The following is a 26,304-nucleotide window of genomic DNA, read 5'->3' as shown; positions in this document are numbered from 1 at the left end:
TCCACCGGCGGAGCCGCCCGAGGGGACCGCGGGTCGGCCCCCAGCCATGACATGGGGTCACCACGGGTCAGGACTGGGGTGTTTCCACGGTTCGAACAACGGGGCCGGGTGATGTCCTGGTGGCACACCCACCGTGCATCGACCGTTCGCGAAACAGAGAAAGGCCAAGAACCATGACCGATCCGATCCCCGTCCTCTTCATCCACGGCCTGTGGCTGCACAGCAGTTCCTGGCAGCCCTGGATCGACCTGTTCCAGCAGGAGGGCTACGCCCCGTCCGCCCCGGGCTGGCCCGGGGACCCCGACACCGTCGAAGAGGCACGGCAGAACCCGGAGAGCATCGCCGACCACGGCATCGACGACGTCGTGGAGCACTACGCCGCCATCGTCCGCGGGATGGAGAGCCTGCCGATCCTGGTCGGTCACTCCTTCGGCGGCATGATCGCCCAGAAGCTCCTGGGACAGGACCTGGCCCTCGCCGCCGTGGCCGTCGACGCGGCCCAGATCAAGGGGGTCCTGCCGCTGCCCCTGTCCGCGCTGCGCTCGACGCTGCCGGTGTTCAAGAACCCGGCGAACAAGCACCGCGCCGTGTCGCTGACCGCCGAGCAGTTCCGCTTCGCGTTCGGCAACGCGATCTCCCAGCAGGAATCCGACGCACTGTTCGAGCAGTGGACCATCCCCGCGCCCGGCAAGCCGTTGTTCGAGGCCGCCGCCGCGAACTTCAACCCGCACTCGCCGGCGAAGGTCGAGACCGAGAACTCGGGGCGCGGCCCGCTGCTGCTGGTGTCCGGCGGCAAGGACCACACCGTCCCGGAGGCGGTCACCCGCGCCACGCTCAAGCAGTACCGGCACTCCGAGGCCGTCACCGAGTTCATGACCTTCCCCGACCGCGGCCACTCGCTGACCGTCGACGGAGGCTGGCGCGAGGTCGCCGACCAGGCGCTGGCCTGGCTGCGGCGGCAGGACCTGGACACCGCCCGATGAGCGCCTCCGCCGCGGACACGGGTCTGGCCGGTCAGCGTGCCGTGGTCACCGGCGCCGGCCGCGGCATCGGCCTGGCGATCACCCAGGGTCTGCTCGCGGCCGGGGCCCGCGTCGTCGCCGGGACCAAGAACCGCACCCAGGAACTCGACGACCTGGTCAAACAGGGCGCCGAACTGACCGTCGTGGAAGTCGACCTGGCCACCCCCGACGGCCCCGGAACCCTCGTCGCCGCCGCGGCCGAACTGCACGGCGGACTCGACGTCCTGGTGAACAACGTCGGCGCGGTAAAGCCACGGGTCGGAGGTCTGCTCGCCACGACCGACTCGGACTGGGAGTGGACCTTCACGATCAACCTGATGGCGGCCGTCCGCGCCACCCGCAGCGCGCTGCCGCACCTGATCGCCACCGGAGACGGCCGGATCGTCACCGTCGCCTCGGTCAACGCCCGACTTCCCGACCCGTTGGTCATCGACTACGGCGCAGCCAAGGCGGCCCTGTCCAACTTCTGCAAGGCGCTGTCCAAGCAGGTCGGGCCGCAGGGCGTGCGTGTCAACTGCGTCAGCCCCGGACCGGTGGAGACGCCCCTGTGGAAGGGCGCCGGCGGCGTGGCCGCCACTGTCGGCGCCGGCCTCGGCCTGGATCCCGGAACCGTCGCCGAGACCGCGGCGGCCGAGGCGGCCACCGGACGTTTCACCCTGCCCTCCGAAGTCGCCGACCTGGTCGTGTTCCTGGCCGGCCGGCGTTCGGGCAACATCACCGGCGCCGACTTCCTGATCGACGGCGGGATGACGGACGTGCTGTGATCCCGGAGGAGGCTACGACGGTTCCGCATCACCGGCGGTCCCTGTTCGGCCCAGTGCCTCGGCGATCCTCCTGCGGGAGGTGATGCCGAGCTTGCGGAAGACCTTGTTCAGGTGGAACTCCACGGTCGAGGTGGTGATGAACAGTCTGGAGGCGACCTCGGCGTTGGTCAGCCCCGAGGCGGCCAGCAGCGCCACCTGCCGTTCCTGGCCGGTCAGTTCGAACCCGCTTCCGGTGCTGCGCCTGCGCGCCACCGCTCCCGTGGCGAGCAGTTCGCTGCGGGCGCGCTCGGCGAACAGCGCCGCGCCCCAGGCGTCGAAGGACTCGTAGGCGGCCCGCAGCTGCGTCCTGGCCTCGGCCCGGCGTTTGCGCCGCCGGAGCCACTCGCCGAACAGGAGGCGGGAGCGGGCCTGTTCGGCGGCCAGGGGAACCTTCCCCAACAGCGCGATCGACTCCTGGTACTGCTCCTCGGCACCGGCGTCCTCGCCCATCAGCGCCCGGGAACGGGCCAGCAGACCCAGCGCCCACGGTGTTCCGACGAGCTGCGCACGGTCTTCGAGTCGCTGCAGCGCGAGGGTCGCCGAGTGCCGGTCCCCCGCGCGCACCGCGGCCTCGACCAGAAGCGGCAGCATCAGATTGCCCAGCGACGGGGCGTCCTCGTGGTAGCTGAGCAGCGCATGGCGCAGCGCCTGGTCGTAGCGCCTGGCGCCCAGGTCGAGGATGCACAGTGCGTGCAGCGCCAACTGTCGCAGCAGGCCCAACCCGTAGGTGTCGGCGACGGCGTCCATCATCGCCACGGTGGTGCGCACGTCCTCGTCCCGGCCCATCCAGGCGTACAGCAGGGCCCGGTTGAGATCCTTCTGCGTCTTCAGTCCGATGGCTTCGGCGTAGTCGTCCGCCTCGCTGTACAGGGCGTCGGCCGCGGCCAGCCGTCCGTTCCAGATCTCGGTGGACGCCAGGTTCGACACGGCCAGGCTGAGTCCGTACAGCGCTCCCTGGCCCCGATCCACGGCTGCCAGTCGGCCGACGACCTCGACGTACGCCTCGATGTCCCACACGTCGATCGCGGCGATGCTCACCAGGATGCTGAAGGGGGTGGCCATGTCGCGCAGTTCGGCCGCGGTGCGCAGTCCCGCCAGGGCCGCCTGCATGGTCGTCACGCTGCTCCCGTACCCGCGTGCCGCGCGCAGGGCCAGACCCTGGACCAGCTGGTCCGGGCTCCACTCCTGCGGATCCGGGTCGTGCGGGGCGGCGAGCACGGCGCCGGCGACCTCCGCCATGGTGGTGCGGTACATCGGGTCCCGGGCGATGACGGCGGCGTGCATGGCCTCGTAGAGAAGGTCCCTGGTCATTCGGCCGTCCGTGTCCGCGAGTTCGGCAACGGCCCCGAGCATCATGGCGGGGACACGGTCGTTGCGGGTGTTGAAGAGTTCTGCCGACGCCCGGATCCGCAGCGCGCGTGCCCGGGTGGCGGGATGGTGGAGCGCGGGTGCGGCCAGGTCGAGGAGCGGCAGAACCGGCGCGTGGTCCCCTGCGGTCAGATGGGCCTGGGCGGCGGCCAGGTACCGTTCGGCGCGCTTGGTCGGCTCGCTGGTCAGGTCGGCGGACTTGGACAGGAACAGTGCCTGGGCGGAGTACCCTCCCCTGGCCCGGGCCAGGTCCGAGGCGGCCTCCAGGTCCGCGGCCACCTCCTCGTCGGGGCCGGCGGCCGCCTCGGCACGATGCCAGGCGCGCCGGTCGGGAACGCGGTCGGGATCACTGGCCGCCGCCAGCGCGGCGTGGATCCGCCGACGGTCCTCCGCGGAGGCCGCCGCGTAGACCGACGACCGGATGAGGGGGTGGCGGAAGTCGACCGTGGTCCCCTGGCGCAGGATCCCGGCCTGGACGGCTGCGGCGGCGGCTGCTGCCGACAGGCCCAGCACACCGGCCGCACGCCAGATCACCGCCCTGTCGTCGGTCGGCGCTGCGGCTATGAGGAGCAGCAGGGTCCGGGTGTCGGAGGGCAGCGCGGCCACCGACTGTCGGAAGTGCTCCACCAGCAGTGCGCCCACCGGCAGCGGTTCGGGCATCGGCACGACCCCGGCCAGCTGTTCGACGCCCAGGTGTGCGCCCAGTTCGATCAGCGCCAGCGGATTGCCCCCGGTGCCGGCCACGACCCGGTCGGCGACCACCGGGTCCAGATGACCGGGAGCAACCAGGGAGAGCAACTGCCTGGCATCGCCGGCAGGCAGCCCCTCGACCCGCAGGGAGGGTACGGCGCCGAACAGTCCGTCGCCCTGGAAATCGTCCCTGACCGCGAAGATCAGGCCCAGCGAGTCGGCGTAGAGCCGCCGGGCGACGAAGGCCAGCGTCTCGGCCGACTCCCGGTCCAGCCAGTGCACGTCGTCGATCAGGCACAGCAGCGGCAGTTCCGATGCCACGGCGGCCAGCAGGGTCAAGGCGGCGAGACCGACCAGGTGCCGGTCCACCGGGGCTGCGTCCGCCAGGCCGAACGCGGCGTTCAACGCGGCCCGCTGTCCGGCGGGCAGCTGGTCGACGCGGTGCAGGTGCGGCCGCAGGATCCGGTGCAGTGCGCCGTAGCCCAGGGGCTGCTCGATCTCCACACCCGCGATCCTGGTCAGCTGCACCCCGACCGCCTGGGCCGCCGCATGATCGAGGAGCCGCGTCTTGCCGATGCCGGCCTCGCCCACCAGCACCAGGACGCCGCTGCGTCCGTCCCGCACCGCCTCCAGCAGTTGTCCGATCGCCTCGCGCTCGGCGGAACGGCCCAGCAGCGGCCGCACCGTTCCGGCACGAGCCCCGCGCACGGCCATGGGAACCCCCTGTCATCGGAACTCCTGCCTGAGGAGACAGACGCTAGTCAGCGCCGATGACACGATCGAGCGTCACATGACGGTGGAGGCACGCAAAGCACCGACCACCCTGCCCAGCTCGGCCCGGGAGACGACGCCCAGCTTGGGGAAGATCCGGTGCAGGTGCGAACTGACGGTGCGATGGGACAGGTACAGCCGCTGGCCGATCTCACGGTTGGTCAGCCCTTCGGCGGCCAGCTGGACGATCTGCAGTTCATGTGCCGTCAACCGGTCGCGGGCGTCGGGATCCCGGCTTCGGCTGGTCTCGCCGGCCGCCCGCAGTTCCCGGCGGGCCCGCTCGCCCCAGGGAATCGCGCCGAGCGCGTCGAACATGTCACGGGCGGCGCGCAGATGGTCCCGGGACTCCACGCTGCGCCGCCGGCGCCGCAGCCACTCCCCGAACGCCAGCTGCGTACGCGCCCTGACCAGCGGCAGAGCGCTCAGGTCGGCGTTGAGCGCCGCTGCGAACAGCGGCTCGGCGTCCGCGTCCTGCGCCACCATGGCCCGGGCCAGGCGCAGATCGGCGTGCAGTACCGGCGCCGGTGTCAGTTGGGCCACCTCCTCGAGTTCCGCGATGACCGGTATCACCGCCTCCCTGCGCCCGCAGTGCGTCGCGGCATCGACGAGGTAGCCCAGGGCGGTCAGCCGCAGGGCGACCTGGAACGCCGGATCGGCCGGATCGTGCAGCCGCCGGAAGTGGCCGTAGGCCTCGTCGAACCGGCCCTGGCCCAGGGCGGCCAGGCCTCGCGCCATGGCCGCCGTCGCCAGGACCGGACGTGCGCCGACCGGCAACCCGATCTCCTCGGCGGCCTCGGCCAGCGCCCGGACATCGTCCTCCTCACCACGCAGTGCGGCGAGTTCGGCGGCGGTCGCGGTCATCAGGGCGTACATCATGGTCTGGCTGGTCTCGCGCGCGAGCCGCCGGGACTCCTCGGTCGCCGCGATCGCGGCGCCGAGGTCGCCGACGACCAGTGCGCTCCAGGCGTCCGCCCCGACCGTGCGGGCCAGCAGCCCCAGGCGTCCCTGGGCGCGCAGCCCCGCGCCGCCGGCGGCCGAGAAGGCCCGGGCGAGAGGGAACCCGCCGGCCAGCAGTGCCGCCGTGCTGAGCATCCGGTAGGCGCGGCCGTCGTCCCCCTCCGGCAGCACCACGTCCCGCGCCCGCTCCAGGACGTACGCTCCGCGTTCGATCGGCGCGGCGTAGGCGCAGATGGCCAGCCGCCACGGGTCGAGTTCCTCCGCCACCATGCGCTCGACGGCCTCCAGGACCCTGCCACGGGCCTCGGGGCCCGGCTCGGACCAGAAACACAGCTGGGCCGCGCTCCACAGGATGCGGATCGCCAGCGCCCGGTCCTCGACCGCGATCTCCTCGGCCAGGGCGGTCAGCGACAGGGCGGCGGAGGGGTGGCTGTGCAGCCCTTCGTCGAAGCCGCCGCGCAGCCAGGTGGCCCTGGCCTGCTGCTGTCGGGACAGCCGCTCGCTCTGAGCCCGGTCCAGCAGCCTGGTCACAGTGTCCGGACGGCCGAGTTCGGCAGCGAAGTCCGCGGCCAGCAGCAGCCGATCGGCACGCGAACCGGCGTCCTCGCTGAGCGTTGCGGCGTGTTCCAGCGCGGTGACCGCCTCGGCGATGCCGCCCCGCCGGGCCGCCCGGCGCGCGGCGTCCTGAAGGGCGGCGGCGACCGACTCGTCGGGCTCCCCGGTCGCGGCGGCGCGGTGTCTCACCTGCCGGTCCGGCTGGTCGTCCAGCACGCGGGCGAGCGCCGCGTGCGCGGCACGTCGCGCCGGCGGCGCCATCTCCTGCTGGATCGCCGAGCGCATAAGCGGGTGGCCGAAGCGCAGTTCCGTTCCGTCGACCTCGACCAGTCGGGCCTCCACGGCCGGGTCCAGCTGCGCCACCCCGACGGCGGATCCGGTGAACACGCGGGTCGCACCGTAGAGTTCGGGCAGCGACGAGCTGTCGTCCAGGGCTGCGATCTGCAGCAGGTTGCGGGTGACCTCGGGCAGGGTGCCGAGGCGATCGGTGAAGGCCCGCTCCAGCCGCTCGGTGAGCGGGATCTCGGCGAGGTGCGGATCGGCGGAGGCGCCGAGCGTGCGCGGCAGTTCGGTCAACGCCAACGGATTGCCGGCCGCCGCGGCCAACAGCCGCCCGCGCACGGCGGCAGGCAGATCCGGGGCCCAGTCCGCGAGCAGGACGATGGCCTGCTCCTCGGACAGCGGGCTGAGCGGCACTGTGATCAACTCGTCTGGGTTCAGGCGTGACCGGTAGCCCTCGCGCGCGGCCCCCACCATGACCATCGCCTCGGTGCGCACCCGCCGCGCCAGGAACGCCAGGATGCTGACGGTGGCATCGTCGAGCCACTGCAGATCGTCCGCCAGTAGCAGCACCGGGGCGCTCGCCGCCGCGTCCGAGATGAGGTTGAGGGCCGCCAGGCCGACCAGGAAGACGTCGGCGACCTCGGCCTCGGCGTGCCCCATGGCCGCATCCCACGCCCGCCGGTGCGTCGCCGTCAGATCCGCCGCTCCGGCCGCCAGCGGCTGCAGGAGCAGTTGCAGACCGGCGTAGGGGATGTCGCTCTCGGCCTCCACGCCGCTGGTCCGCAGGACGCGGTACCCCGACGCCCGGGCAAGGCCGGCGGTGTGCGCGAGCAGAGCCGTCTTCCCGATTCCGGCCGGCCCGTGGACCAGCACGGCGCTGCCGCGGTGCGGCGATTCGGCCAACAGCCGGGCCAGCAGATCCAGCTGCCCCTGCCGGCCGATGAGATCCACATACCCCCCTCGACCCGGTCATCGGCCAGCGTGCTCAAGGGCCAAGACTACTGTGTCCCCAGCAGGCGATGACGTGTCGTGGACGGTTACCTGCAGGCAGTGACCGTTGCACCCCCCAGCCGCTTCGCCGGGGCCGGTTGTCACACGTCGCGGCGGGTCACCACGACCGAGGTGGTCGCCAGGCTGAGCAGCGGCCACGCGGCCATCAGGATCCAGGCGACACCGACCGCCGGGAGCAGGTTCGGGTGCGGGGTGCCGTAGGTGCTGCGAGAGATGGCCTCCCATGCCGCCACGGGCATGACCTGCGTCGCCCAGCCGAGCCCGATGGTCCCGCTCGCCAGCAGAGTCGGCAGGAACAGCAGGACGCCCCAGGCCGTGCTCACTGCTCCCGCCGGGTGCCGGATCAGCGCGCCGATCGCCATGCCGGCGAGTGCGCCCAGGACGGGGAGTACGGCCGAGACGGCGGCGGCGCGCAGGACGTCGGGACGGTCGAGGGAGAGTCCCGACAGCTGGCCGGAGAGTGCTGCACCGGCGACGTACAGAGAAGCAAGGGACGTCAGCAGGCCGAACAGGGCCATGTGCGCGGACACGATGACGCCTTTCGCCAGGATCACCCGCCGTCGGGCGGGCACCGCGGTGAAGGTGGCGCGGATCAGTCCGCTGGAGTACTCGCCAGCGACGGCGAGTACTCCGAAGGTGGCGGCCAGCACGGTGATGAACTCCCAGGTGGCGTCGTTGTAAGGGTAGATCAGCGGATTGAACTGGGCGGCGGCCCCCGGGGCGACCCTGACGTGGGCCCCCTCCCACCAGGCCGCGACGACGGCGAAGAGGAGCCCGAAGGCCATCAGGCCGTAGGTGGACCGCAGGGACCGGACCTTGATCCATTCGGCGGCCACCAGATCGCCGAAACGTGCCCGGTTCCTCGGAATTGGCGTGCTCATACGTCCCTCCGGTCCAGTACGACTGCGGTGACGACAATGGATGCGAGTGCCCAGGCTGCGAGGATCAGGCACGCCTCGCCGGCGGTCATGGTGCCGCTGGAGCCGCGCCCGGCGGATGTGAGGCGGCCCCACGCGTAGTACGGCATCACGTTGGCGAGGTCCGTGGCCAGGCGGTTGCCGTCCGGCCGGATCAGCAGCGGCCCGAAGCCGAGGACCGCGCAGACCGCGAACCCGGTGGCAGCGGCGTGGCGCAGCAGTGCGCCCAGGGCCATCCCGGTGAGCGCACACACCGGGAGCACCGCGACTGAGGCGCCGATCGCGTCCAGCGAAGCAGGATCGGTGAGCGAGCGTCCGTGGAGATCGCCGGGAGTGGTCGCGAACGCCAGGAGCAGCCCGCCCACGGCGGCGACCAGAGCGGTGGCGGCGGTCACCGACGCCAGGACGCCCGCCTTCGCCACGACCAGCCGCCGACGCTCGGGGATCGCGACGAGCGTGGTGCGGATCAGCCCGCTGGCGTGCTCGCCCACCAGGGCCAGGGCCCCGATCATCGCGACCCCGATCATCGACGGGATCCAGGAGGGCCCGTCGAACGCCGCGTGGTTCGGGTCGATCGGTCCGCTCGGGCCCGTGGCCAGCATCGTGCCGCCTGCGCTGTTGCTGCCCGCGAAGTACAGGGCCAGCGCCACGGCGGCACCCAGCGTGAGTGACGTCGACCGCAGCGACCACAGCTTGATCCATTCGGCGGCGTAGAGATCTCCGAACCGGGCACGCGTGCGCATCGGCGCGGCCCCTCGCAGCCCGAGCGGCTGCGGCAGTTGAGCGGCCGTCATGACTCCGCTGCCCGGTGCACCACGCTGGAGGACGTCAGCTCCATGAACGCCTCTTCCAGCGCACCGGATGTGACAGCGACCTCGTACACCATGATCCGGTTGCTGAACGCGACCTCCCCGATCTGGCTAGTGCTCAGCTTGGCGACGGTCAAGGACCCGTTCCCCAGCTGCGTCACCTCGCCGCCCGCCGCGGTGAGCACGGCGGACAGGTGCCGGGGATCCTCGGACCGGACCGTGACGGTGGGCCGCGAGGCCCGTGCCGCGAACTCGCTCAGCGGCTCGTCGGCGATGAGTCTGCCGCCGCCGACGACGATGAGGTGGTCGGCGGTGTGCTCCATCTCGCTCATCATGTGGCTGGAGACCAGGACCGTGCGACCCTCGGAGGCGAGGCGCCGGAACAACTCCCGCGCCCACCGGATCCCCTCGGGATCGAGGCCGTTGATCGGCTCGTCGAAGATCAGTACCGGAGGGTCGCCGAGCAGCGCGCAGGCCAGTCCCAGCCGCTGCCGCATCCCCAGCGAGAACTCCCCGACGCGGCGTCGCGCGGCCTCGCTCAGGCCGACCTCCCGCAGGACGGCGGTGACGCGTTCGCGCGGCAGGCCGTTGCTCCGAGCCAGTGCGGCGACGTGCGCCTGAGCGCTTCGCCCCTTGTGGACGTCGCCGGCGTCGAGCAGTGCCCCGACCCGGCGCAGTCCGGCCCCCTCCAGGCGGAAGGGCCGGCCGTCGATCGTGGCAGTGCCGCTGGTCGGCGCGTTCAGGCCGAGGATCATGCGTAGCGTGGTGGACTTTCCGGCTCCATTGGGTCCGAGGAACCCGGTCACCTGGCCCGGCTTGACGGTGAAGGTGAGCTCGTCCACGGCGGTGAGGCGGCCGAATCGTTTGGTGAGTTCTCTGGCTTCGATCACGGCACCAGGCTGGCGGGCGGGCCACCGGCTCCGCGTCGGCCGCCGGATGGCTCTGCGGGAAGCGGGCGTCGGCCCGGGGATGTACGCCGCCGGGGCGACGCCGGAGTACGCGAACGCCGCTTACGATCGACGACGTGGACCAGGCCAGCATGCGATTCGTCCTGTCGGAAAGGCTCATGTGGCTGACCGGGAAGGGGGTCGTGTGCTGCGCGTTCATCACCTATGCGTTCCTGCTGTTCTGGTCGGCGCCGGTGGCCCAGAGCCGCACCTACCAGGGCCCCTTCCGGTTCCCCACGCTGACTGCGCCTCAGATGACGGCCATGGCCCTCGCCCTGGCGCTCCCGGTCCTGCTGGTGCAGCATCGGCCGGTCGCCGGCTACGGCGCGCTCCTGGCCGAGACCGTGCTGGCGGCCGAGGTCGGCGCACGGTCCTGGGCGATCTTCGCGGCGGCAGCCGTGACCGTCTGCTACCTGGCGGTGGTCCGCCCCGTCAAGGTCTGCGGTGTGGCCGCCGCGGCGCTGGTGGCCGTGTGGTTCCTGGAGAACGTCCTCATCGAGCCCAGGAGCCTGGACGGGAACCTCTGGTCCACCTCGGCCCAGATGGCCCTGTACGCGACCTGCGCCTTCCTTGTCGGCTACGCGATCCGCAAGCGCCGCCAGTACGCGCTCTCCCTGCGTCAGCAGAGCGCCGCCCGCGCCGTCATGGCGGAACGGCTGCGCATCGCCCGCGAACTCCACGACATGGTCGCCCACAGCATCGGCATCATCGCCGTCCTGGCCGGCGCGGCAGGCCGGGTCATCGAAACCCAGCCCGTGGAGGCACGTGAGGCGCTGGGCAGCATCGAGACAACCAGCCGCGAGACCCTGACCGGTCTGCAACGCATGCTCGGCGCACTCAGACACGCCGAACCGGGAACCGACGTCGAAGCCGCCCCGCTCGTCCCGGCCCAGTGCCTGGACGACGTCGACCAGCTCGCGGCCCGTGCGGCCGATGCCGGGGTCCGCGTCGAGCTGGCATGGCGCGGCGAGCGCCGTCAGCTGCCTCCCGAGATCGACCTCTCGGCGTTCCGGATCATCCAGGAGGCGGTCACCAACGTGGTGCGGCACTCCGGTACCCACGCCTGCCGCGTCGAGGTCGGCTTCGCCGCGGACGAACTGTCGATCGAGATCGTCGACAACGGCCACGGCCTTGCCCTGGCACGCCCCGGCGGTGGCGGGTTCGGTCTGCTCGGGATGCGCGAGCGGGTCGCGCTGCTGAGCGGCCAGTTCAGTGCCGGGCCACGCCCCGAAGGCGGATTCCGAGTCGCGGCAAGGCTCCCGGTATGACCATCCGAGTACTGCTGGTCGACGATCAGCCGCTGATGATCGTCGGACTGCGCATGGTCATCAAGGACACCCCGGACATCGAGGTCTGCGGTGCGGCCGGCAACGGCCGCGAAGCAGTGCAACTGTCCCGAGCGCTGCGGCCGGACGTCATCGTCATGGACATCCGCATGCCCGAGATGGACGGCATCGAGGCGACCCGGACCATCACCTCCCAACCCGATCCGCCGAAGATCGTGGTGCTGACGACGTTCGACGACGACGAGTACGTGTACGGCGCCCTCCACGCCGGAGCCAGCGGATTCCTCGTCAAGAACATGGCTCTGGAGGACATCCTCCATGCGATTCGCGTCGTCGCATCAGGCGACGCGCTCATGGCACCGAGCGTCACCCGGCGTCTCATCGCCGCATTCGCCGAACGCAGCCATGCCGCAGCACCGCCGCTCCGCACCATCGACGGGATCACCGAGCGGGAACGCGAGGTACTGGTCCTGGTCGGACTCGGGATGTCCAACTCCGAGATAGCCCAGCACCTGGTCATCAGCGCGGCCACGGCCAAGACGCACGTGGCACGCCTCTTCGCCAAACTGCAGGCCCGCGACCGGGTCCACCTGGTCATCGCCGCCTACGAAGCCGGTCTGATACCGAGGCGCTGACCGTCGAGGGCCAGATCCTCCTGCAGCTCCGAGTAGTCGCCGCGGAGTGTCGGCCGCTGTCTCCTACCCGACGTCAGGTCGTGTCATCAGTGGCGAACGCAGGTGCAGTTCCAGGCGGGGACCGGTCAGCGGCACGGTGCTCCAGATCGCCGACGCGGTCCCCGCCTCGGCGTCGACGGTCAGCCGAACGCGGTGCGGGGTGGTGATGACGTAGAGGTCGGCGACGAACATGCTGCCCTGCCAGGCGCCGGCCGCGACGACGGGCCGGCCGAGCGGGGAGCTCTCCCGCCAGGTGCCGTGCCCGACTTCGACGTCGAGGAGCGACTCGAACCGTACGAGCCAGCCGCCGTCGGTGGGATCGATGGTCACCGTCGTACCGTCGGGCAGGGCCGAGCCCTCGGCGGAGGCGTCGAGCGTCGCGCCCGCCGAACGCCCCGGGTCGGCGGAACCCGGCACCGGCGACAACGACAGTCGCCGCAGCCGATCGGCGAGGATCTCGTCGTCCTGGGCGCTTCCCACCTGGTCCACTCCGGGCAGCAGGCACTCCCAGATGGCGTCGAGTACCCCCTGGGACTCCCCTTGGGCGGTCACGGCGACCACGAGATCGTGCGAGGGGACCACCACACACTGCTGTCCGAAGGAGCCGTGGCCGTGGTAGCCGTGACGCGACATCCAGAACTGGTAGCCGTAGCCGTGGGCGAAGTCCGCCTGGTCGGATCCGTCCAGGATCCACTCGCTGTCGATGTGCCGACTGGTCGCAAGCTCCACCCATGCGCGCGGGACGAGTTGCTCGTCGCCGAAGCGGCCGCCGCGCAGCAGTAGTTCACCGAAGGCGGCAATGGCCTCGGTCGTGAGGTGCAGTCCGTGGAATCCGAAGGCGGCACCGCTCTTCACCCGGTCCCATTCGGCATGGTCGACGCCCATCGGCTTGAACAGCCGCTCGTCGAGGAACTCCGGGAGACCGCGACCCGTGACCCGCTCCACCATCCGGGCCAGGATGAAGGTGGTCGAGTTGTCGTAGGTGTGCCGGGTTCCCTCGGCCGTGGCGAACGGCAGGCCCAGGAAGCCTTTCACCAGGTCGTCGGGTTCCAGCTGCCAGGCTTCGGCGAGGCTGTCCGTGGGGTGCCCGGCCGTCATGGACAGCAGGTGGTGAACGGTGATGCGGCTGCCCTGCTCGGAGATGCCGGCCGGGACGTGGTCCGGCAGCATGTCCACCACCCGGTCGTCCAGCGAGAGCAGCCCGTCGCCGACCGCGAGCCCCACGGCGATCGACGTGAACGACTTGGTCAGCGAGTAGAGGAGATGCGGGCGTTCGGCCGAGTACGGCGCCCACCAGCCTTCGGCGACGACGTGACCGCGGTGCACCACCATGACGGAGTGGCACTCCCCCGAGCGTGCTTCGAGCCGGTCCAGCAGCGCGGCGATCGAACGGGACGAGATCCCCGAGTCAGCCGGTGCCGAACGTGGCAGCAGGGCGCGTTGAGCAGACATTCCGACTTCCTGTCCGACCTTCGAGCTGGAGGTGGATCGATGCCGGCGATGTGCAGAGAGCAGGGGCTGCCGGCCCGGGCATGGTACGGCCAGGTCGAGTCACGGTTCCAAGGGGTTTTTCTCCATGGGTCGACGGCGGCGTCAGGACTCGCGGGGGCGGCGCGGACCAACGCGCCTGCGCCACGGGTGATGCAGATCACTTCTGTTCAGGTCACAGAAAGGAGGGCTGTCTTGTCTCCGGTAGTAGAGGCGAAACGCTTACGTCAGGAGGGTGATGGTCATGCGGGTGTTCGTAGCGGGCGGGACCGGGGTCCTGGGACAGGTTCTGGTGCCGCAGCTCGTGGCACGGGGCCACCAGGTGACAGCGACAACGACGAGCGAGGCCAAGCTCGACCTGGCGCGCCGGCTGGGCGCCACCGGTGTGGTGATGGACGGCCTGGACCCGGGCTCGGTCGGCGAGGCAGTGGCCAAGGCCCGACCGGAGGTGATCGTGCATCAGATGACGGCGATCTCCATGGCGCACGCGGGCAAGCCCGACATCAAGCACCCCGACCGCTGGTTCGCCCTGACCAACCGGCTGCGCCGGGAGGGTACCGACCATCTGCTGGCTGCGGCCGAGGCCAGCGGGGTGTCCCACGTCGTGGCGCAGGGCTATGCCAGCTGGAACGGCATTCGCGAGGGCGGCTGGATCAAGACCGAGGAGGACCCGCTGGACTTGCTGGTCGGAACCGCGGCGCAGTTCGGGCTGGAGACCCTGCGCTACGCCGAGGACGCGGTTCTCCGAGCCGGTGGTGCGGTGCTGCGGTACGGCGCGTTCTACGGTCCGGGCGCCATCGACGACCAGGTGGTACTGCTTCGCAAGCGGCAGTACCCGCTGATGGGCCGCGGCACCGGCTTCAGCTCCTGGATCCACCTGCACGACGCGGCCGGCGCCACTGTCCTGGCTGTGGAGCAGAAGGCGCGCGGCGTGTTCAACATCGTCGACGACGAACCGGCCCCGGCGAGCGAGTGGCTTCCCTATCTCGCGGAATGCGCGGGGGCGAAGCGCCCGATGCGGGTGCCGGTGTGGCTGGGCCGGCTACTGGCCGGGGACCAGGCCGTGGTGATGATGACTCAAGGACGCGGGTTCTCCAACGCCAAGGCCAAGCAGCAGCTGGGCTGGCAGCTGCGTTACCCGTCGTGGCGCCAGGGCTTCAAGGAGGAGCTGGCTTGAGCCGCAGGGCTCTCTCCCTGGACGACGACGGCACATAGCGCAGCGCGGCGGAATCTCGACGCCCACGGTCTTTTGCCGCCCCCTGGGCTCCTCGTAACCTGGGCCCCAGGGGGGAAATGACATGCCATCAGTGCGCCGGTACCGTCCGATCCGCCGGTTTCGTCCGATCCGCCGCAAGCGTCTGATGCGCGTCACCTGGCCGGGCGGCCCACGCCAGAGGGCGTACTTTTTCGCGCTGCTGCCCGCTTCGTTCATCAGTTCCGGGCTGGCCGGCGAGCTCACAAGGAACGCCAGGGCAACGGGCCTGCTGGTGTTCTTCCTTGTCCTCACGGACGTACCCACGGCCTTTCTGGTCCGCCTGGGCCTCACCGGTCTCTACGTGGGGCCCAACCACATCCGGATCCGCCGACCGCTGCACACCCGAACGTACCTGCGCTCCAGGCTGGTATCGGCCACGGCGCAGGCGCACCCCGACGGCCTCCGGCCCGACATCCGCAAGCGCCGGATCACGATCGTGCTCCACCTGGCCGACGGGAAGCAGGTCAGCAGCACATACGCAGTGGAAACATTCCACCTGGCGACCAGCAATCCAAAACCCTTGGAGCAGTACGCCGAGATCCGGGACATCCTGGACCTCCTGTGTGAGGGGTCACCGGCACAGCGAACGTTCAGCGTGAATGGAAAACACGGCTTCCAGTGAATTCATGGCGCAATTCTGCGCAGTACGGTGCCCGGGGCCGAAATATCCCGCGAGGTCCGGTCGATAACGACTGACTGATGCGATCATCCTGCAGCACTCCGGATCTCCGGGATACCCCCGAGCGGTGGGCACACATGCGTCGATCGGGGGGTGGACAAGCCGAATGGGGGGCTGCGGTCCTGGTCGGTCCCGGACCGGGTCGGTGCTGACGGGAACTCAGTGCCAGTTGGGAGCCGTCGTCGAGGCTCCGGGGGCGACACCCCCGAATGGTGGGGCACACTCCGCCGCACGCGTCGCGAGGGGCCGGATTCCCGCCCCACTCGGCCTTTTCTGCTCCATTCGGCCGCCGGTATGCGGATTATCACAAACCACTTGCCCGGACATTCCGTCCGCGTGTACATATCAGCACGGATGTCTGAACCCGGTATTTCACCGCAGGCGGTCGGCCATCCTCGCCCTCATCGTGAACTCGTCCTTGGAGTCGACATTTCCGACGCCCTGCCCCCGCGCAATCGCCGCCGCCGGATAGCGGCCATCACCTCCGTCTCGCTCGCCATGGTCGCAGGTGCCATGGTCCTGGCCCCGTCCTCCCAGGCCGCGGTCCCCGCCCCCTCCGCACGGACCCTGGTCGGCACCAGCCCCCAGTGGGCCGCCGCCTCCGCCGACAAGGGCGCGACGCCGTCGAGCCAGCAGCTCACCGCCCGCGTCTACCTGGCCGGTCAGGACCCGGCCGGGTTGGCCGCCTACGCCAAGGCCGTCTCCACCGCGGGCACCGCACAGTACGACCGGTTCCTGACGCCCGCCCAGGTGCAGCAGCGCTTCGGTGCGACCCCGGCCCAGATCGCCGCGGTGCACGCCTGGGCGACCGGCGCGGGACTGCAGATCGCCGGCAGCAGCGCCCACTACGTCGATGTGCACGGCACCGCCGCCGCGGTGAACCGGGCCTTCGGCACCCACCTGCACGAGTACGCCGTCCAGGGCGAACTGCGCCAGGCACCCAGCAGCGACGCCGTGCTCCCCGCCTCCGTAGCGAGCGCGATCCTCGGTGTGACGGGCCTCAGCCAGAACGCCCCGCGGAACCGTCCGCAGTCCATCTCGGTGAACGCCTCCGAGGCACAGCTCGCGACCGGCACGGCGAAGCCCAAGCCGAAGCCCGGTCTGCCCACGGTGGCGACCTGCTCCGACTACTGGGGCCAGAAGACGGTCAGCGGAGCACCCAAGGGCTACACCGCGAAGACCAGCTTCGACCAGTGCTCCTTCACCCCCGCCCAACTGCGCAAGGCCTACGGCGTCACCGCCTCCGGCCTCACCGGCAAGGGCGCCCGGGTCGCGATCGTGGACGCCTACGGCTCCTCCACCATGCTGGCCGACGCCAACCGCTTCGCCACCGCCCACGGCGACCGGGCCTTCCGCAAGGGCCAGTACACCGAGGTGGTCGACCCCGCCGCATGGACCAGGACCGGTCCCAAGGACGGTTGCGGCGGTGCCGCGGGCTGGGCCGGCGAGGAGTCGCTGGACGTCGAGATGGTGCACGGGATGGCGCCGGACGCCGATGTCGTCTACGTCGGCGCCAACTCCTGCTCGGACCAGGACCTGTTGGCGGCGCTCAGCACGATCGTCGACAAGCACCTGGCCGACGTCGTCTCCAACTCGTGGTCCGGGCTGATGCACTCGACCTCGGGTGACGAGACCCCGGCCCAGGTCGCCGCGTACGAGCAGATCTTCCAGCAGGGTGCGGTCGAGGGCATCGGGTTCGACTTCTCGTCCGGCGACTGCGGCGACGAGTCCCCGGCCGCCGCGGCCACCGGAACCAACTGCGACCCGACCAGCACCCGGGCGCAGACCGGGTTCCCGTCCTCGGACACCTGGGTGACCGATGTCGGCGGCACCGCACTGGCCGTCAGGAACAAGGCGGGGGCCTACGGCTTCGAGACCGACATGGGCACCCAGCGCTCCGTGCTGAGCGCGGACGGCAAGAGCTGGACCCCGTTCCCCGGCACCTTCTACTTCGGTGGCGGCGGCGGCACCAGCGAGGACTTCGCCCAGCCGTGGTACCAGGGCACGGTCGTCCCCAGCACGCTGTCGCACACCCTGATGACCGGCGCGACCAGCAAGACCGCCCAGCGGGTCACCCCGGACGTCGCCATGAACGGCGACCTCTACACCTCGGTCCTGGTCGGCATGTCCGACGGCGCGCCCTACAGCGAGGGCGGCTACGGCGGCACCAGCGTCTCCGCCCCGGAGTTCAGCGGCGTCCAGGCCGACGCCATCCAGGCCCGCCACGGCCGCCCGATCGGCTTCGCCAACCCGGCGCTGTACGAGCGCTTCGGCAGCAAGTCCTTCACCGACGTGGTCAACCACACGCTGGGCAAGGGCAAGCAGCCGCTGAACGCGGTTGCCGACCTGGGCGTCGTCAGCGGCAGCCTCCGGATCCGCCTGGTCGCCTTCGGCCGCGACTACGGTCTCGCCGCGACCAAGGGCTTCGACAACGCGACCGGTGTCGGCTCGCCGACCGAGGCGTACCTCAACTCCTTCCGGTAGTACCGCGAGGAGTCCCCGGAAACGGCGCTGATCCGGCGCCCGGCCCGGGTGCCGGCGGACCCGTCCCCGTCGGCACCCGGGCTTCCGTGCCCTCTCACCGCGTCCCAGCGGCGGCAGGTCAGATCACGTGTCGGTCAGGCCGGTGACCCGCATGGTGATGTTCAGCCGCCCGCTGCGCAGTCCGGTGGCGGGGTCGCCGGTGCCGGGGCGGACCTTGGGGACGCCGTGGTAGGCGTAGCGGGAAGGACCGCCGAAGACGAAGAGGTCACCGGAGGCGAGTTCGACGTCGGTGTAGGGGCGCGTACGGGTCTCGGTGTTGCCGAAGCGGAAGACGCAGCTGTCGCCGACGGTCAGCGAGACCACGGGCGCGGACGACTCCTCGTCCTTGTCCTGGTGCATGCCCATGGTGGCCTGTCCGTCGTAGAAGTTGATCAGTGCGGTGTCCGGGGTGTAGGCGTCCGCGGCCTCCTGGTCACCGTAGGCGCGCAGGACCGCGCGGCGCCCGAGCAGCACCATCCAGTGCGGGAACGGGGCGACCCGGGCACCGTTCACGTCGCCTGCGGTCCGGGTGTACCGGTACGGCTGCCAGTGCCAGCCCACGCACACCGTCTGCACCGACATGACGCCGCCGCGCGGCAGCCGGGTGTGCCGGATCGGCACCGGCCCCGCGGCCCAGCCGCGACACGCGGCCACGAGTCGGCGCTGCTCCTCAAGGGTGAGCCAGTTCGGCACGTGCACAGCGCCGGGCGCCACCTGGGTGACCGGACGCGGGATCAGGGCGCTCATCTCTGCTCCTGCGGGCGGGGTGAGTGGGGCGGGTGGGGTGGGTGGGGTGGGTGCCATGACGCGTCGTGGAAGACCAGCCCCAGGGCGTGGCGGCGCCCGGAGCGCACGGTGCTGACCCCGTGCCGCATCGGCCCGTTCGACCAACCCCTGCTGCCGGCCACCGGCCGGTCGCGGGTGGTGAACACCAGGCCGTGCCCCTGCGGCAGGGTCGTGGCCCAACCGCGGGTCTGCGCGCGGGCGCGCTGCTGGGTCATCAGGAACTCCCCGCCGGTGAAGTCCCTGCCCGGCGCGTCGAGACCAACCACGACCTGCAGCGGGAAGAGCAGCTCGCCGAACACGTCGCGGTGCAGCGCGTTCCAGTCGCCGGGGCCGTAGCGCAGCAGGATCTGCGCGGACCTGGCCTGGCCGGCCTCGTGGCACATCCGCAGCCATTCATGGAGGGTGTCGGGCCAGGGGGCGGGCCTGCCCAGCCTGGCCGCCCAGTCCCGGGCGATGGGCAGCAGCCCGGGGTAGAAGGCTTCACGCAGGTCGCGGACCAGGTCGGGCAGGTCGTGGGTGAAGTAGCGGTACTGGCCCGAGCCGAAGCGGTGACGCGCCATGTCCACCGTGGTGCGGAACCGGTCGGGCTCGTCGTAGAGGGCCGCGATGGCGGCGCACTCGTCCGGCGTCAGGAGCTGCCCGGTCAGGGCGTGGCCGTGCTCGTCGAGCGCCCCGGCCAGGGCCTCCCAGTCGGTGCCGGCGACCCGGCCGGCGACCGGAGCTGCGGGCTGCGTGGTCTGCATCATGGTGGCGGTCTCTCCTTGGTCCTGTGCCGGGGCAGGGCGGTGGGTGTGGCGGCGCGTCAGATGAGGGCGGGCTGCAGGGCGCCCTCGTGGGTGAGCAGCCAGACCTTGCGCTCGACGCCGGCGGCGTAGCCTCGCATCGAGCCGTCGGCGCCGATGACGCGGTGACAGGGCCGCACCAGCAGCAGCGGGTTGGCGCCGATCGCCGCGCCCAGGGCCTGCACGCGCTCGCGGGGCAGGCCCAGCTGCGCGGTCAGGGAACCGTAGCTGGTCGTGGTCCCGTATGCGATCGAGTCCAAGGCGCGCCACACCCGTTGCTGGAAGTCCGTGCCGACCGGGGCGAGCGGGAGCTCGAAGCGGGTGCGCTCGCCCGCGAAGTACTCCTCCAGCTGGCCGGTGGCATCCGCGAACGGCCCGCTGTCACGCCTCCAGCCGGGCTCGGCAATCGGAGCACGGCGCTGGCCCGACATGGACAGCCCGGTCAGGGCGAACCCGCTGCCGGTTTCCTCCCCGACCAGGAGCAGGTCTCCCAGCGGGCTGGTGATCGTCGTCCAGGCGGTCATCGTGGCCTCCCTCTCGTCATGGGTTCCACCTGCCACAATGCCGCTTGGCGAGCCTGGGTGCTGGCGGGAATCGGACATGGCGCTGGGCCCGTCGGGCACCGCTCCAGGGCAAGGTACTGAGCACGGAACCGGTCTGCCTATCCCCCGTCGACCTCCTGGTCGACGGCTTCGTTGGCGCGCTCGATCTCGGCCATGTGCTCCTCAGCCCAGGTCCGCAGCCCGGCAAGCGCGGCTTCCAGGGACAGCCCGAGTCCGGTGAGTCGGTAGAAGACCCGCGGCGGCACGCTCGGTTCGACCCGACGCGACACCAGCCCGTCGCGGGTCAGGCTTCGCAACGTCACGGACAGCATCTTCTGCGAGACGCCGGGCATCCGGCGCCTCAGCTCGGCGAAGCGCACCTCGTCCGGTGCGGCATCGGCGAGCGTCTTGACGGCCATGGACGTCCACTTGGTACCGATGCGGTCCAGCAACTGCCGCGTCGGGCACTGGGGGTCGAACAGATCGCCCCGTACTCCGCGACCGTCGGCCCGGGCTCCTCGGGTGGTCACCTGTGGCTCACCACCTTCCCCGAAAGTGCCGTCTAGGCAGCGGTCGGACAGGTACCTATCGTTCTGTGGTAACCAATGGTAACCACTCAGGGGAACCGTCATGCCCATCACCACCGCACCCCAACTGCGCCGCATCGCAACAAACGGCGTCCAGCTCAACGTCGCAGTCGCCGGGGACGGACCCGCGGTCCTCCTGCTGCACGGCTTCCCGCACACCTGGCAACTCTGGAGCGGCATCATGGGCCGCCTGGCCGGGCAGTACCGGGTCATCGCCCCGGACCTGCGAGGCTTCGGTGCCAGTACCCGCGCCGTCGAGGGATACGACGCAGGCACCCTCGCCACCGACATCGAAGGACTGCTCGACGCACTCGGCGAGCCCTCGGCAGCGGTGGTCGGCATCGACGCGGGCGCCGCCCCCGCCGTCCTGCTCGCGCTGCGCAGGCCCGGCCTCGTCCGGCGCCTGGTCGTGATGGAGGCACTGCTCGGCCGCCTGCCCGGAGCCGAACACGTCGTCGCGGGCGGCGCCCCGTGGTGGTTCGGCTTCCACGCCGTCCCCGGCCTCGCGGAGACCGTCCTGGCCGGCAACGAGGCCCCGTACATCGACTTCTTCCTCGACTCGGGGACGCTCGGGCGAGGAGTACCCGACGAGATCCGTGCTGCCTTCGTCCACGCGTACACCGGCAGCGAGGCTCTGCGCTGCGCGTTCTCCTACTACCGGGCCCTGCCCACCAGCGCGCAGCAGATCCAGGACGCCGTCGCGACAGCTCGGCTGACCATGCCCACCATGGCCATCGGCTCCCACCCCGTCGGCACCGGACTCAAACGCCAACTCCGCCCCATCGCCGACGACCTGGTCGCACACCACCTCCAGGACTGCGGCCACATCATCCCCCTCGACCGCCCCGACGCGCTGCTCGCGCTCCTTGCCCCTTTTCTGTCCGCCGATCTGCCGAAGTGACCTCATGATGCCGTGCAGCCCGGGCTCTTGGTGCGGCCGTCATCCCTCGGTCGTGGTGCCTTGGTGCTCCTGGCCGGTGTCGAAGAAGTGGTCCAGATACGCTTCCTCGCCAAGGAGACTGTCGCGCAGGAGGGAGAAGACCTCGGCTCCGTCACCCGGTCGTCCTGCGGTGGCCAGGCGATAGCATTGGGCCAGTTCCAGGTAGCGATGGCCCCATTCCCCGGCATAGGTCCGTGCCTCACTCTCGGCCCTGGCGATGGCCTCGTCCATCGAGGCGGCCTGCCACAGTGTCAGGCGCTCCTCGTAAGGTGTGCCCTCCCAGGCATCCCAGTGGAACACGCAGCGAACCGCGTACCAGGACTTCTCCTCGGCCAGGTCGCCCGCTGCTGCCATGGTGATCTCCTCGAATGACACAGTGCGTTTGGGCCTGGTCGACCGCTTGCCCGGGAACCCGGACATCCGCTGATCCTGACCGCCGAGAGTCATCACTGCAACCGAATACCTGCTGCTCAGGTACCGCCTACAGACTCGCGGGGCGGCAGGGCGTGACTATCCGTCCGTGCGATCAGTCGCCTGTGGCGCTGTTCGCCATGACCCGGGGCAGTGCTCCGGTGCTGATCGTGGACCTGTCCTCGCCGCGGGTGACGTCCCGTTAGAACTCGTTGATGTACAGCTCACCGTCAGTGCCGATGACCAGTGCGTCAACGCGTCCGGGACCCCGGCTCCCCGTGGTTATCCCGTGGCCGGTCACACCGCCCAGACTCTCCCAACCTGACCACCCGCCGTCGAACCACTTGTGGTACACGGCGGCGTCCTGTCCGCGGTGGAAGAGATCGATGCGTCCCGGCGCCCATGAGCAGGCGGCTACTCCCTGTTCGGTGACGCCGCCGATGTCCTCCCAGCCGGACCAGCCGGCGCCGTCGGCAGCGGTCCACTTGTGATGGATGCCGAGGTCGTCTCCCACGACGAAGACACCGACCCGGCCGCCTCCCCAGGTCTGTGCCGCGGGAGTGAGCTGCCGGGGGAAGTGGCCGCCCAGGCTTTCCCAGTCGGACCATCCGTTCCGGTATCGCTTGTGGAGCAGCGAGAAGTCGGTGCCCGAGATGCAGAACACGTCAAGCCGTCCATCGCTGTCGACGCAGGCGGCCGGGGAGCTGCCCAGAATCGGGCCGCCAGGTGGGCCGCCGCCCAGATCCTCCCAGTCCGACCACGGGTACGGACGCTGCATCGACCGGTGCAGCAGACCGGTCGCGGCGTTCACAAACAGATCGTGGCGGTCGCCGTCCTGCCATGAGGTGAGCGCGGGCGATCCGATGATCGCGCGCCCCTGCGGCTGCCCGATGTCGCTGAAGGGCGACCAGTAGTCGTTCCCCAGATACGGTTGCTCCCACAGATCGCCGCTGTAGGGGCTCTTGTCCTCCTGACAGACGACGTCCAGGACGCCGCCGTAGCCGGATGCGGCAGGTGCACTGGCCGGGTGAAAGACACCTGGGCCGAAGGTGGTTCGCTTCCATCCAGACCAGCCCATGGAACGGCGTCCTTCCTTCGGCGCGGCCAAGGGTGAACGGCGCATATCCTATCCAACCAGGCGGCCCAGCGTTGCGCGATCGGGATGTTCGCCACTCAAGCGATGACCGTCGCGGTGTGCCTGGCGACCGGGTGGGCGCCGGTGCTGCCGTTCAGGCCCCGGTCGCGTAGCGCCAGAAGTCCCGCATGACCTCCGGTGGGGTCGGGCTGGCCATTCCGAGCTGGGTGAACATCAGGGCGACCGTGCCGGTGGCGGGGGTCAGGTGCGCGGTCGTACCGGTGCCGCCGACCCAGCCGTAGCGGCCGGGCACGATCCAGGGGTTGACCGGGTCGACGTCCACCGAGCCGCCGTAGCCCCAGCCCTGGCCCTCCAGGAACAGGTCGCCGGCCACGCGTTGGGCTTGCGTCAGCTGATCGGTCGTCATCCGCCGTACCGCCTCGGCCGACAGCAGCCGTCGGTCGCCCGCCGTCCCCTCGGCCAGCAGCATCCGGGCGAAGGCGTACCAGTCGTCCACGGTGCCGACCAGGCCGCCGCCCCCGGACGGGAAGGCCGGCGGCCTGCTCCACTGGCCGTCGGGGGCATCGGCGAGCACCGGGGAGCCAGCTGCGTCCGGCTGGTAGTAGCTGGTGAACCGGGACAGCTTGGCGGGCGGCACCTCGAAGGCGGTGTCCACCATGCCGAGCGGCTCGAACAGTCGCTCGGCCAGGAACTCGGGCAACGGACGGCCGGTGACCCTGGCGACCAGCACGCCCTGCAGGTCCGAGCAGGTGTTGTAGAGCCAGGCCTCGCCCGGTTGGTGCAGCAGCGGGACCGCCGCCAGCTTCGCCATCCACACGTCCGGGGCCGGATTCGGTTGCGGGAACGGCGGTGCCGGATGCACCTCGCTGAACAGCAGGGCGACCGCCGGCCGGCTGAAGTCGGCGGAGAAGCCGTACCCGGCGCGGAAGCTGAGCAGGTCCTCCACGGTGATCGGCCGGTTCGCCGGGACCACGTCGTCGACCGCACTGTCCGGGGTCCGTACGACGCAGGGGGACGCCAGCTCCGGAAGCCATCGCGCGACGGGGTCCTCCAGGCCGATCCGGCCCTCGTCGACCAGCATCATCACCGCGGCGGCGACGATCGGCTTGGTGATGGAGGCCAACCGGAAGATCGTGTCCCTGGCCATCGGGGCACTGCCCTCGTCGTCGACCGAGCCGACAGCCGCCACCTCGATCCGGTCACCACGGGCCACCAGGCCCACCGCGCCCGGGGCCCGCCCGGGGCCGACATGGTCCTGCAGCACGCCGTCCAGATCGCTCATCGCTCCGCCTCGACCCTCGCCTCAGGTGTGTGGTCACACACTAGGACTCCCGCCGGCGCCCCGACTCATCGCTCGCACCGGAGCCGTCCACACCGGAAAACGACTTGATGGTCCTTGTCCCCTCGGCCATGCTCCCGGTTGTGACCACGACACTCTGCATCCGCCGCCCGCGCTTCTTCACACCTGCAGAGGATCACGATCGTGAACTACACCATTCGCGAGTACACACCTGCTGACGAGGCCTCCTGGCTGCGTTGCCGAGTGCTCGCCTTTCTGGACACCGCCTTCTACGACGCCGTCGTTCCGTCCAAGCCCGCCATCGAGGCGCCCGGCTTGGAACTCGTCGCAGTCGACGCGACCGGCTCCGTGGTCGCCATCATGGACACCGGGATCGACGGCGATGTGGCGACCATCGACACCGTCGCGGTCCACCCCGACCACCGGCGCCGAGGGTTGGGGCGGGACTTGCTGCACCGCACCCGTGACTGGGGCGGCTCCATCGGGGCGACCACACTGGACGCCTGGACCCGCGACGACGCGGACACGCTGGCCTGGTACCGCTCCATGGGCTTCGCCGAGAGCGACCACTACCTGCACGTCTACGCCTTCTACTACACCGACCCGGCCGAGCCGGGCCGTGCGATCGCCGAGCCTCGTCCGGGTCTGCGACCCATCATGGTCTTCGGACACGCTCCCCTCGCCGACGAGGAACAGTTGCGGGCCGAGTTCGCCCGCGTCCACGTAGACCGGCGCTTCTCCATGCCAATCTGACGGACCGGGGTCATCCAGGGGCACCCCTCCTTGCATCCGCAGCGTCGCCGATCAGTACGGCGATGCCGTCCAGCAGGCGGGCCAGGCCGAACTCGAACAACGTGTCCAGGTCGAGCGAGTGCTCGGGGACGCTGGCGAGCAGGGGCAGTGCGGCGGCGAGGCGGGGGGAGGTGAGGGCCGGGGTGCCGTGTCGGTCCATCCACTCGGTGTCGTCGATGCCAGTGTCCTGGACTGCCTCGGCCTCCGTCTCCAGGTTCGCGGCGAGCCCACGGACGTGGGCGGCCAGCACCGCGTGCACATGGATCATCGTGACCGGGTCCAGGCCCAGGCCGTCCAGAGCTCGCAGGACCCACTCGCCGTGGGCCAGCGCCCGGGGCGAGAGCAGGGGACGGGTGAACGAGGTGGCCTGGGCCAGCCAGGGATGGCGGCGGAACATGGCCCACTGCATGCGCGCCGCAGCGTCCAGCCGGGCGCGCCAACCGTGTGGCGGGGGTTCGGGCAGCGGGAACTCGGCGAAGGCCGCATCGGCCATCATCAGCAGCAGTTGTGCCTTGCCCGGGACGTGGCGGTACAGAGCCATGGTGGTCACGCCCAGGTCCGCCGCGGTCCGGCGCAGGGACAGCGCCGTCAGCCCGTCGGCGTCGGCCAGGGCGGTGGCAGTGCGGACGATGGCTGCCACGGACAGCCGCTGCGGCCCGGCCGCTGTGCGGCCCGGCCGGGGGTCGGGCGGGACCGGCCCCTCGACAACGGTGCCGACGCCCGGCACCGCGCGGGCCGACCCCTCCTGGCACAGCACTGCCAGTACCTTGCTGGCCGTGGCCATCGCCACACCGTGCTCGCGCACGATCTGACGCGTCGACGGCAGCCGCTCACCCGCGGTCAGCTCGCCGGAGACGATACGCTCGCGCAGCTCCGCAGCGATCCGCAGATAGGGGGACGGGGTATCGGTCACACGACCTCCTCGGACGGCCGACCTAGTGCACCTCGGTCGCTGACCAGGAACCGGCAACCGACTGTACTAGGGCATGTATACGCCTGCATACCCCACTCCCTACGGTGAGGGAACCAGC

Annotated in this window: 23 protein-coding genes; 9 read left to right on the top strand and 14 right to left on the bottom strand. The window is 70.9% G+C overall.

Features of this window, described 5'->3' with window-relative positions; all coding sequences use genetic code 11:
• Positions 1 to 173: 173 nt before the first annotated feature.
• A complete protein-coding gene (locus tag ABUW04_RS11885; RefSeq protein WP_380564485.1) occupies positions 174 to 983 on the top strand; it encodes an alpha/beta hydrolase in 810 nt (269 codons plus the stop codon).
• Positions 980 to 1,786: an SDR family NAD(P)-dependent oxidoreductase gene (locus tag ABUW04_RS11880; protein ID WP_380564484.1), complete on the top strand. Its 807-nt coding sequence runs from the start codon at positions 980 to 982 to the stop codon at positions 1,784 to 1,786. The genes ABUW04_RS11885 and ABUW04_RS11880 overlap by 4 nt, the downstream gene beginning before the upstream one ends.
• Before the next feature lie 12 nt (positions 1,787 to 1,798).
• On the opposite strand, the gene ABUW04_RS11875 is transcribed toward ABUW04_RS11880, so the two are convergent.
• The 5 genes from ABUW04_RS11875 to ABUW04_RS11855 all read right to left on the bottom strand — a co-directional run bounded on the left by ABUW04_RS11875 (position 1,799) and on the right by ABUW04_RS11855 (position 10,075).
• Positions 1,799 to 4,597 carry a helix-turn-helix transcriptional regulator gene (locus ABUW04_RS11875; RefSeq protein WP_380564483.1) on the bottom strand — a complete coding sequence of 933 codons (2,799 nt, stop codon included), beginning with the start codon at positions 4,595 to 4,597 and terminating at the stop codon, positions 1,799 to 1,801.
• Positions 4,598 to 4,669: 72 nt separating this feature from the next.
• Positions 4,670 to 7,399: an ATP-binding protein gene (locus tag ABUW04_RS11870; RefSeq protein WP_380564482.1), complete on the bottom strand. Its 2,730-nt coding sequence runs from the start codon at positions 7,397 to 7,399 to the stop codon at positions 4,670 to 4,672.
• 140 nt (positions 7,400 to 7,539) lie between these two features.
• Positions 7,540 to 8,340, bottom strand: coding sequence for an ABC transporter permease (locus ABUW04_RS11865; protein WP_380564481.1), 801 nt, complete (start codon positions 8,338 to 8,340; stop codon positions 7,540 to 7,542).
• A complete protein-coding gene (locus ABUW04_RS11860; protein WP_380564480.1) occupies positions 8,337 to 9,170 on the bottom strand; it encodes an ABC transporter permease in 834 nt (277 codons plus the stop codon). The genes ABUW04_RS11865 and ABUW04_RS11860 overlap by 4 nt, the downstream gene beginning before the upstream one ends.
• Entirely contained in the window at positions 9,167 to 10,075 is a 909-nt protein-coding gene (locus ABUW04_RS11855; protein WP_380564479.1) for an ABC transporter ATP-binding protein, read from the bottom strand. Before ABUW04_RS11855 ends, ABUW04_RS11860 begins: the two co-directional genes overlap by 4 nt.
• Positions 10,076 to 10,209: 134 nt before the next feature.
• On the opposite strand from ABUW04_RS11855, the gene ABUW04_RS11850 reads away from it, so the two are divergent.
• Positions 10,210 to 11,400, top strand: a complete 1,191-nt coding sequence (locus tag ABUW04_RS11850; RefSeq protein WP_380564478.1) for a sensor histidine kinase — start codon at positions 10,210 to 10,212, stop codon at positions 11,398 to 11,400.
• A complete protein-coding gene (locus ABUW04_RS11845; RefSeq protein WP_380564477.1) occupies positions 11,397 to 12,053 on the top strand; it encodes a response regulator in 657 nt (218 codons plus the stop codon). Before ABUW04_RS11850 ends, ABUW04_RS11845 begins: the two co-directional genes overlap by 4 nt.
• Positions 12,054 to 12,116: 63 nt before the next feature.
• On the opposite strand, the gene ABUW04_RS11840 is transcribed toward ABUW04_RS11845, so the two are convergent.
• Entirely contained in the window at positions 12,117 to 13,544 is a 1,428-nt protein-coding gene (locus tag ABUW04_RS11840) for a serine hydrolase domain-containing protein (RefSeq protein ID WP_380564476.1), read from the bottom strand.
• Positions 13,545 to 13,818: 274 nt separating this feature from the next.
• Between ABUW04_RS11840 and ABUW04_RS11835 the strand changes: the two genes are divergently transcribed.
• The 3 genes from ABUW04_RS11835 (at position 13,819) to ABUW04_RS11825 (ending at position 17,998) form a co-directional block, all read left to right on the top strand.
• A complete protein-coding gene (locus tag ABUW04_RS11835; protein ID WP_380564475.1) occupies positions 13,819 to 14,757 on the top strand; it encodes an NAD-dependent epimerase/dehydratase family protein in 939 nt (312 codons plus the stop codon).
• A 121-nt stretch (positions 14,758 to 14,878) separates the two neighbouring features.
• On the top strand, positions 14,879 to 15,457 hold the full coding sequence (locus tag ABUW04_RS11830; protein ID WP_380564474.1) for a hypothetical protein: 579 nt from the start codon (positions 14,879 to 14,881) through the stop codon (positions 15,455 to 15,457).
• 570 nt (positions 15,458 to 16,027) lie between these two features.
• The gene (locus tag ABUW04_RS11825; protein ID WP_380564473.1) at positions 16,028 to 17,998 is read left to right on the top strand and encodes a S53 family peptidase; all 1,971 of its coding nucleotides are present in this window, start codon (positions 16,028 to 16,030) and stop codon (positions 17,996 to 17,998) included.
• Between the two features lie 123 nt (positions 17,999 to 18,121).
• On the opposite strand, the gene ABUW04_RS11820 is transcribed toward ABUW04_RS11825, so the two are convergent.
• The 4 genes from ABUW04_RS11820 to ABUW04_RS11805 form a co-directional block, all read right to left on the bottom strand.
• Complete coding sequence (locus tag ABUW04_RS11820; RefSeq protein ID WP_380564472.1) at positions 18,122 to 18,784, bottom strand: alpha-ketoglutarate-dependent dioxygenase AlkB family protein; 663 nt, start codon at positions 18,782 to 18,784, stop codon at positions 18,122 to 18,124.
• Positions 18,781 to 19,569, bottom strand: coding sequence for a 2OG-Fe(II) oxygenase (locus ABUW04_RS11815; protein WP_380564471.1), 789 nt, complete (start codon positions 19,567 to 19,569; stop codon positions 18,781 to 18,783). The genes ABUW04_RS11820 and ABUW04_RS11815 overlap by 4 nt, the downstream gene beginning before the upstream one ends.
• A 56-nt stretch (positions 19,570 to 19,625) precedes the next feature.
• Complete coding sequence (locus tag ABUW04_RS11810; protein WP_380564470.1) at positions 19,626 to 20,129, bottom strand: methylated-DNA--[protein]-cysteine S-methyltransferase; 504 nt, start codon at positions 20,127 to 20,129, stop codon at positions 19,626 to 19,628.
• A gap of 137 nt (positions 20,130 to 20,266) precedes the next feature.
• Positions 20,267 to 20,677: a winged helix-turn-helix transcriptional regulator gene (locus ABUW04_RS11805; protein ID WP_380564469.1), complete on the bottom strand. Its 411-nt coding sequence runs from the start codon at positions 20,675 to 20,677 to the stop codon at positions 20,267 to 20,269.
• A gap of 100 nt (positions 20,678 to 20,777) precedes the next feature.
• On the opposite strand from ABUW04_RS11805, the gene ABUW04_RS11800 reads away from it, so the two are divergent.
• Positions 20,778 to 21,635 carry an alpha/beta hydrolase gene (locus ABUW04_RS11800; RefSeq protein ID WP_380564468.1) on the top strand — a complete coding sequence of 286 codons (858 nt, stop codon included), beginning with the start codon at positions 20,778 to 20,780 and terminating at the stop codon, positions 21,633 to 21,635.
• 39 nt (positions 21,636 to 21,674) lie between these two features.
• Here ABUW04_RS11800 and ABUW04_RS11795 read toward each other — a convergent pair whose 3' ends face one another.
• From ABUW04_RS11795 to ABUW04_RS11785, 3 genes are all read right to left on the bottom strand, one after another.
• Positions 21,675 to 22,028 carry a hypothetical protein gene (locus ABUW04_RS11795; protein ID WP_380564467.1) on the bottom strand — a complete coding sequence of 118 codons (354 nt, stop codon included), beginning with the start codon at positions 22,026 to 22,028 and terminating at the stop codon, positions 21,675 to 21,677.
• A 259-nt stretch (positions 22,029 to 22,287) separates the two neighbouring features.
• A complete protein-coding gene (locus tag ABUW04_RS11790) occupies positions 22,288 to 23,163 on the bottom strand; it encodes a hypothetical protein (RefSeq protein WP_380564466.1) in 876 nt (291 codons plus the stop codon).
• Positions 23,164 to 23,314: 151 nt separating this feature from the next.
• Positions 23,315 to 24,463 carry a serine hydrolase domain-containing protein gene (locus tag ABUW04_RS11785; protein ID WP_380564465.1) on the bottom strand — a complete coding sequence of 383 codons (1,149 nt, stop codon included), beginning with the start codon at positions 24,461 to 24,463 and terminating at the stop codon, positions 23,315 to 23,317.
• A gap of 201 nt (positions 24,464 to 24,664) precedes the next feature.
• Between ABUW04_RS11785 and ABUW04_RS11780 the strand changes: the two genes are divergently transcribed.
• Positions 24,665 to 25,234, top strand: a complete 570-nt coding sequence (locus tag ABUW04_RS11780; RefSeq protein ID WP_380564464.1) for a GNAT family N-acetyltransferase — start codon at positions 24,665 to 24,667, stop codon at positions 25,232 to 25,234.
• A 10-nt stretch (positions 25,235 to 25,244) separates the two neighbouring features.
• Here ABUW04_RS11780 and ABUW04_RS11775 read toward each other — a convergent pair whose 3' ends face one another.
• On the bottom strand, positions 25,245 to 26,186 hold the full coding sequence (locus ABUW04_RS11775) for a TetR/AcrR family transcriptional regulator C-terminal domain-containing protein (RefSeq protein WP_380564463.1): 942 nt from the start codon (positions 26,184 to 26,186) through the stop codon (positions 25,245 to 25,247).
• Between the last annotated feature and the right edge of the window lie 118 nt (positions 26,187 to 26,304).

It is taken from the genome of Streptacidiphilus jeojiensis (assembly GCF_042510965.1).
In the GTDB taxonomy this organism is placed as follows: Bacteria; Actinomycetota; Actinomycetes; order Streptomycetales; family Streptomycetaceae; genus Streptacidiphilus; species Streptacidiphilus jeojiensis.
Note: the sequence above shows the minus strand (reverse complement) of the source record. Positions and strands in the feature narration are given on the sequence as shown.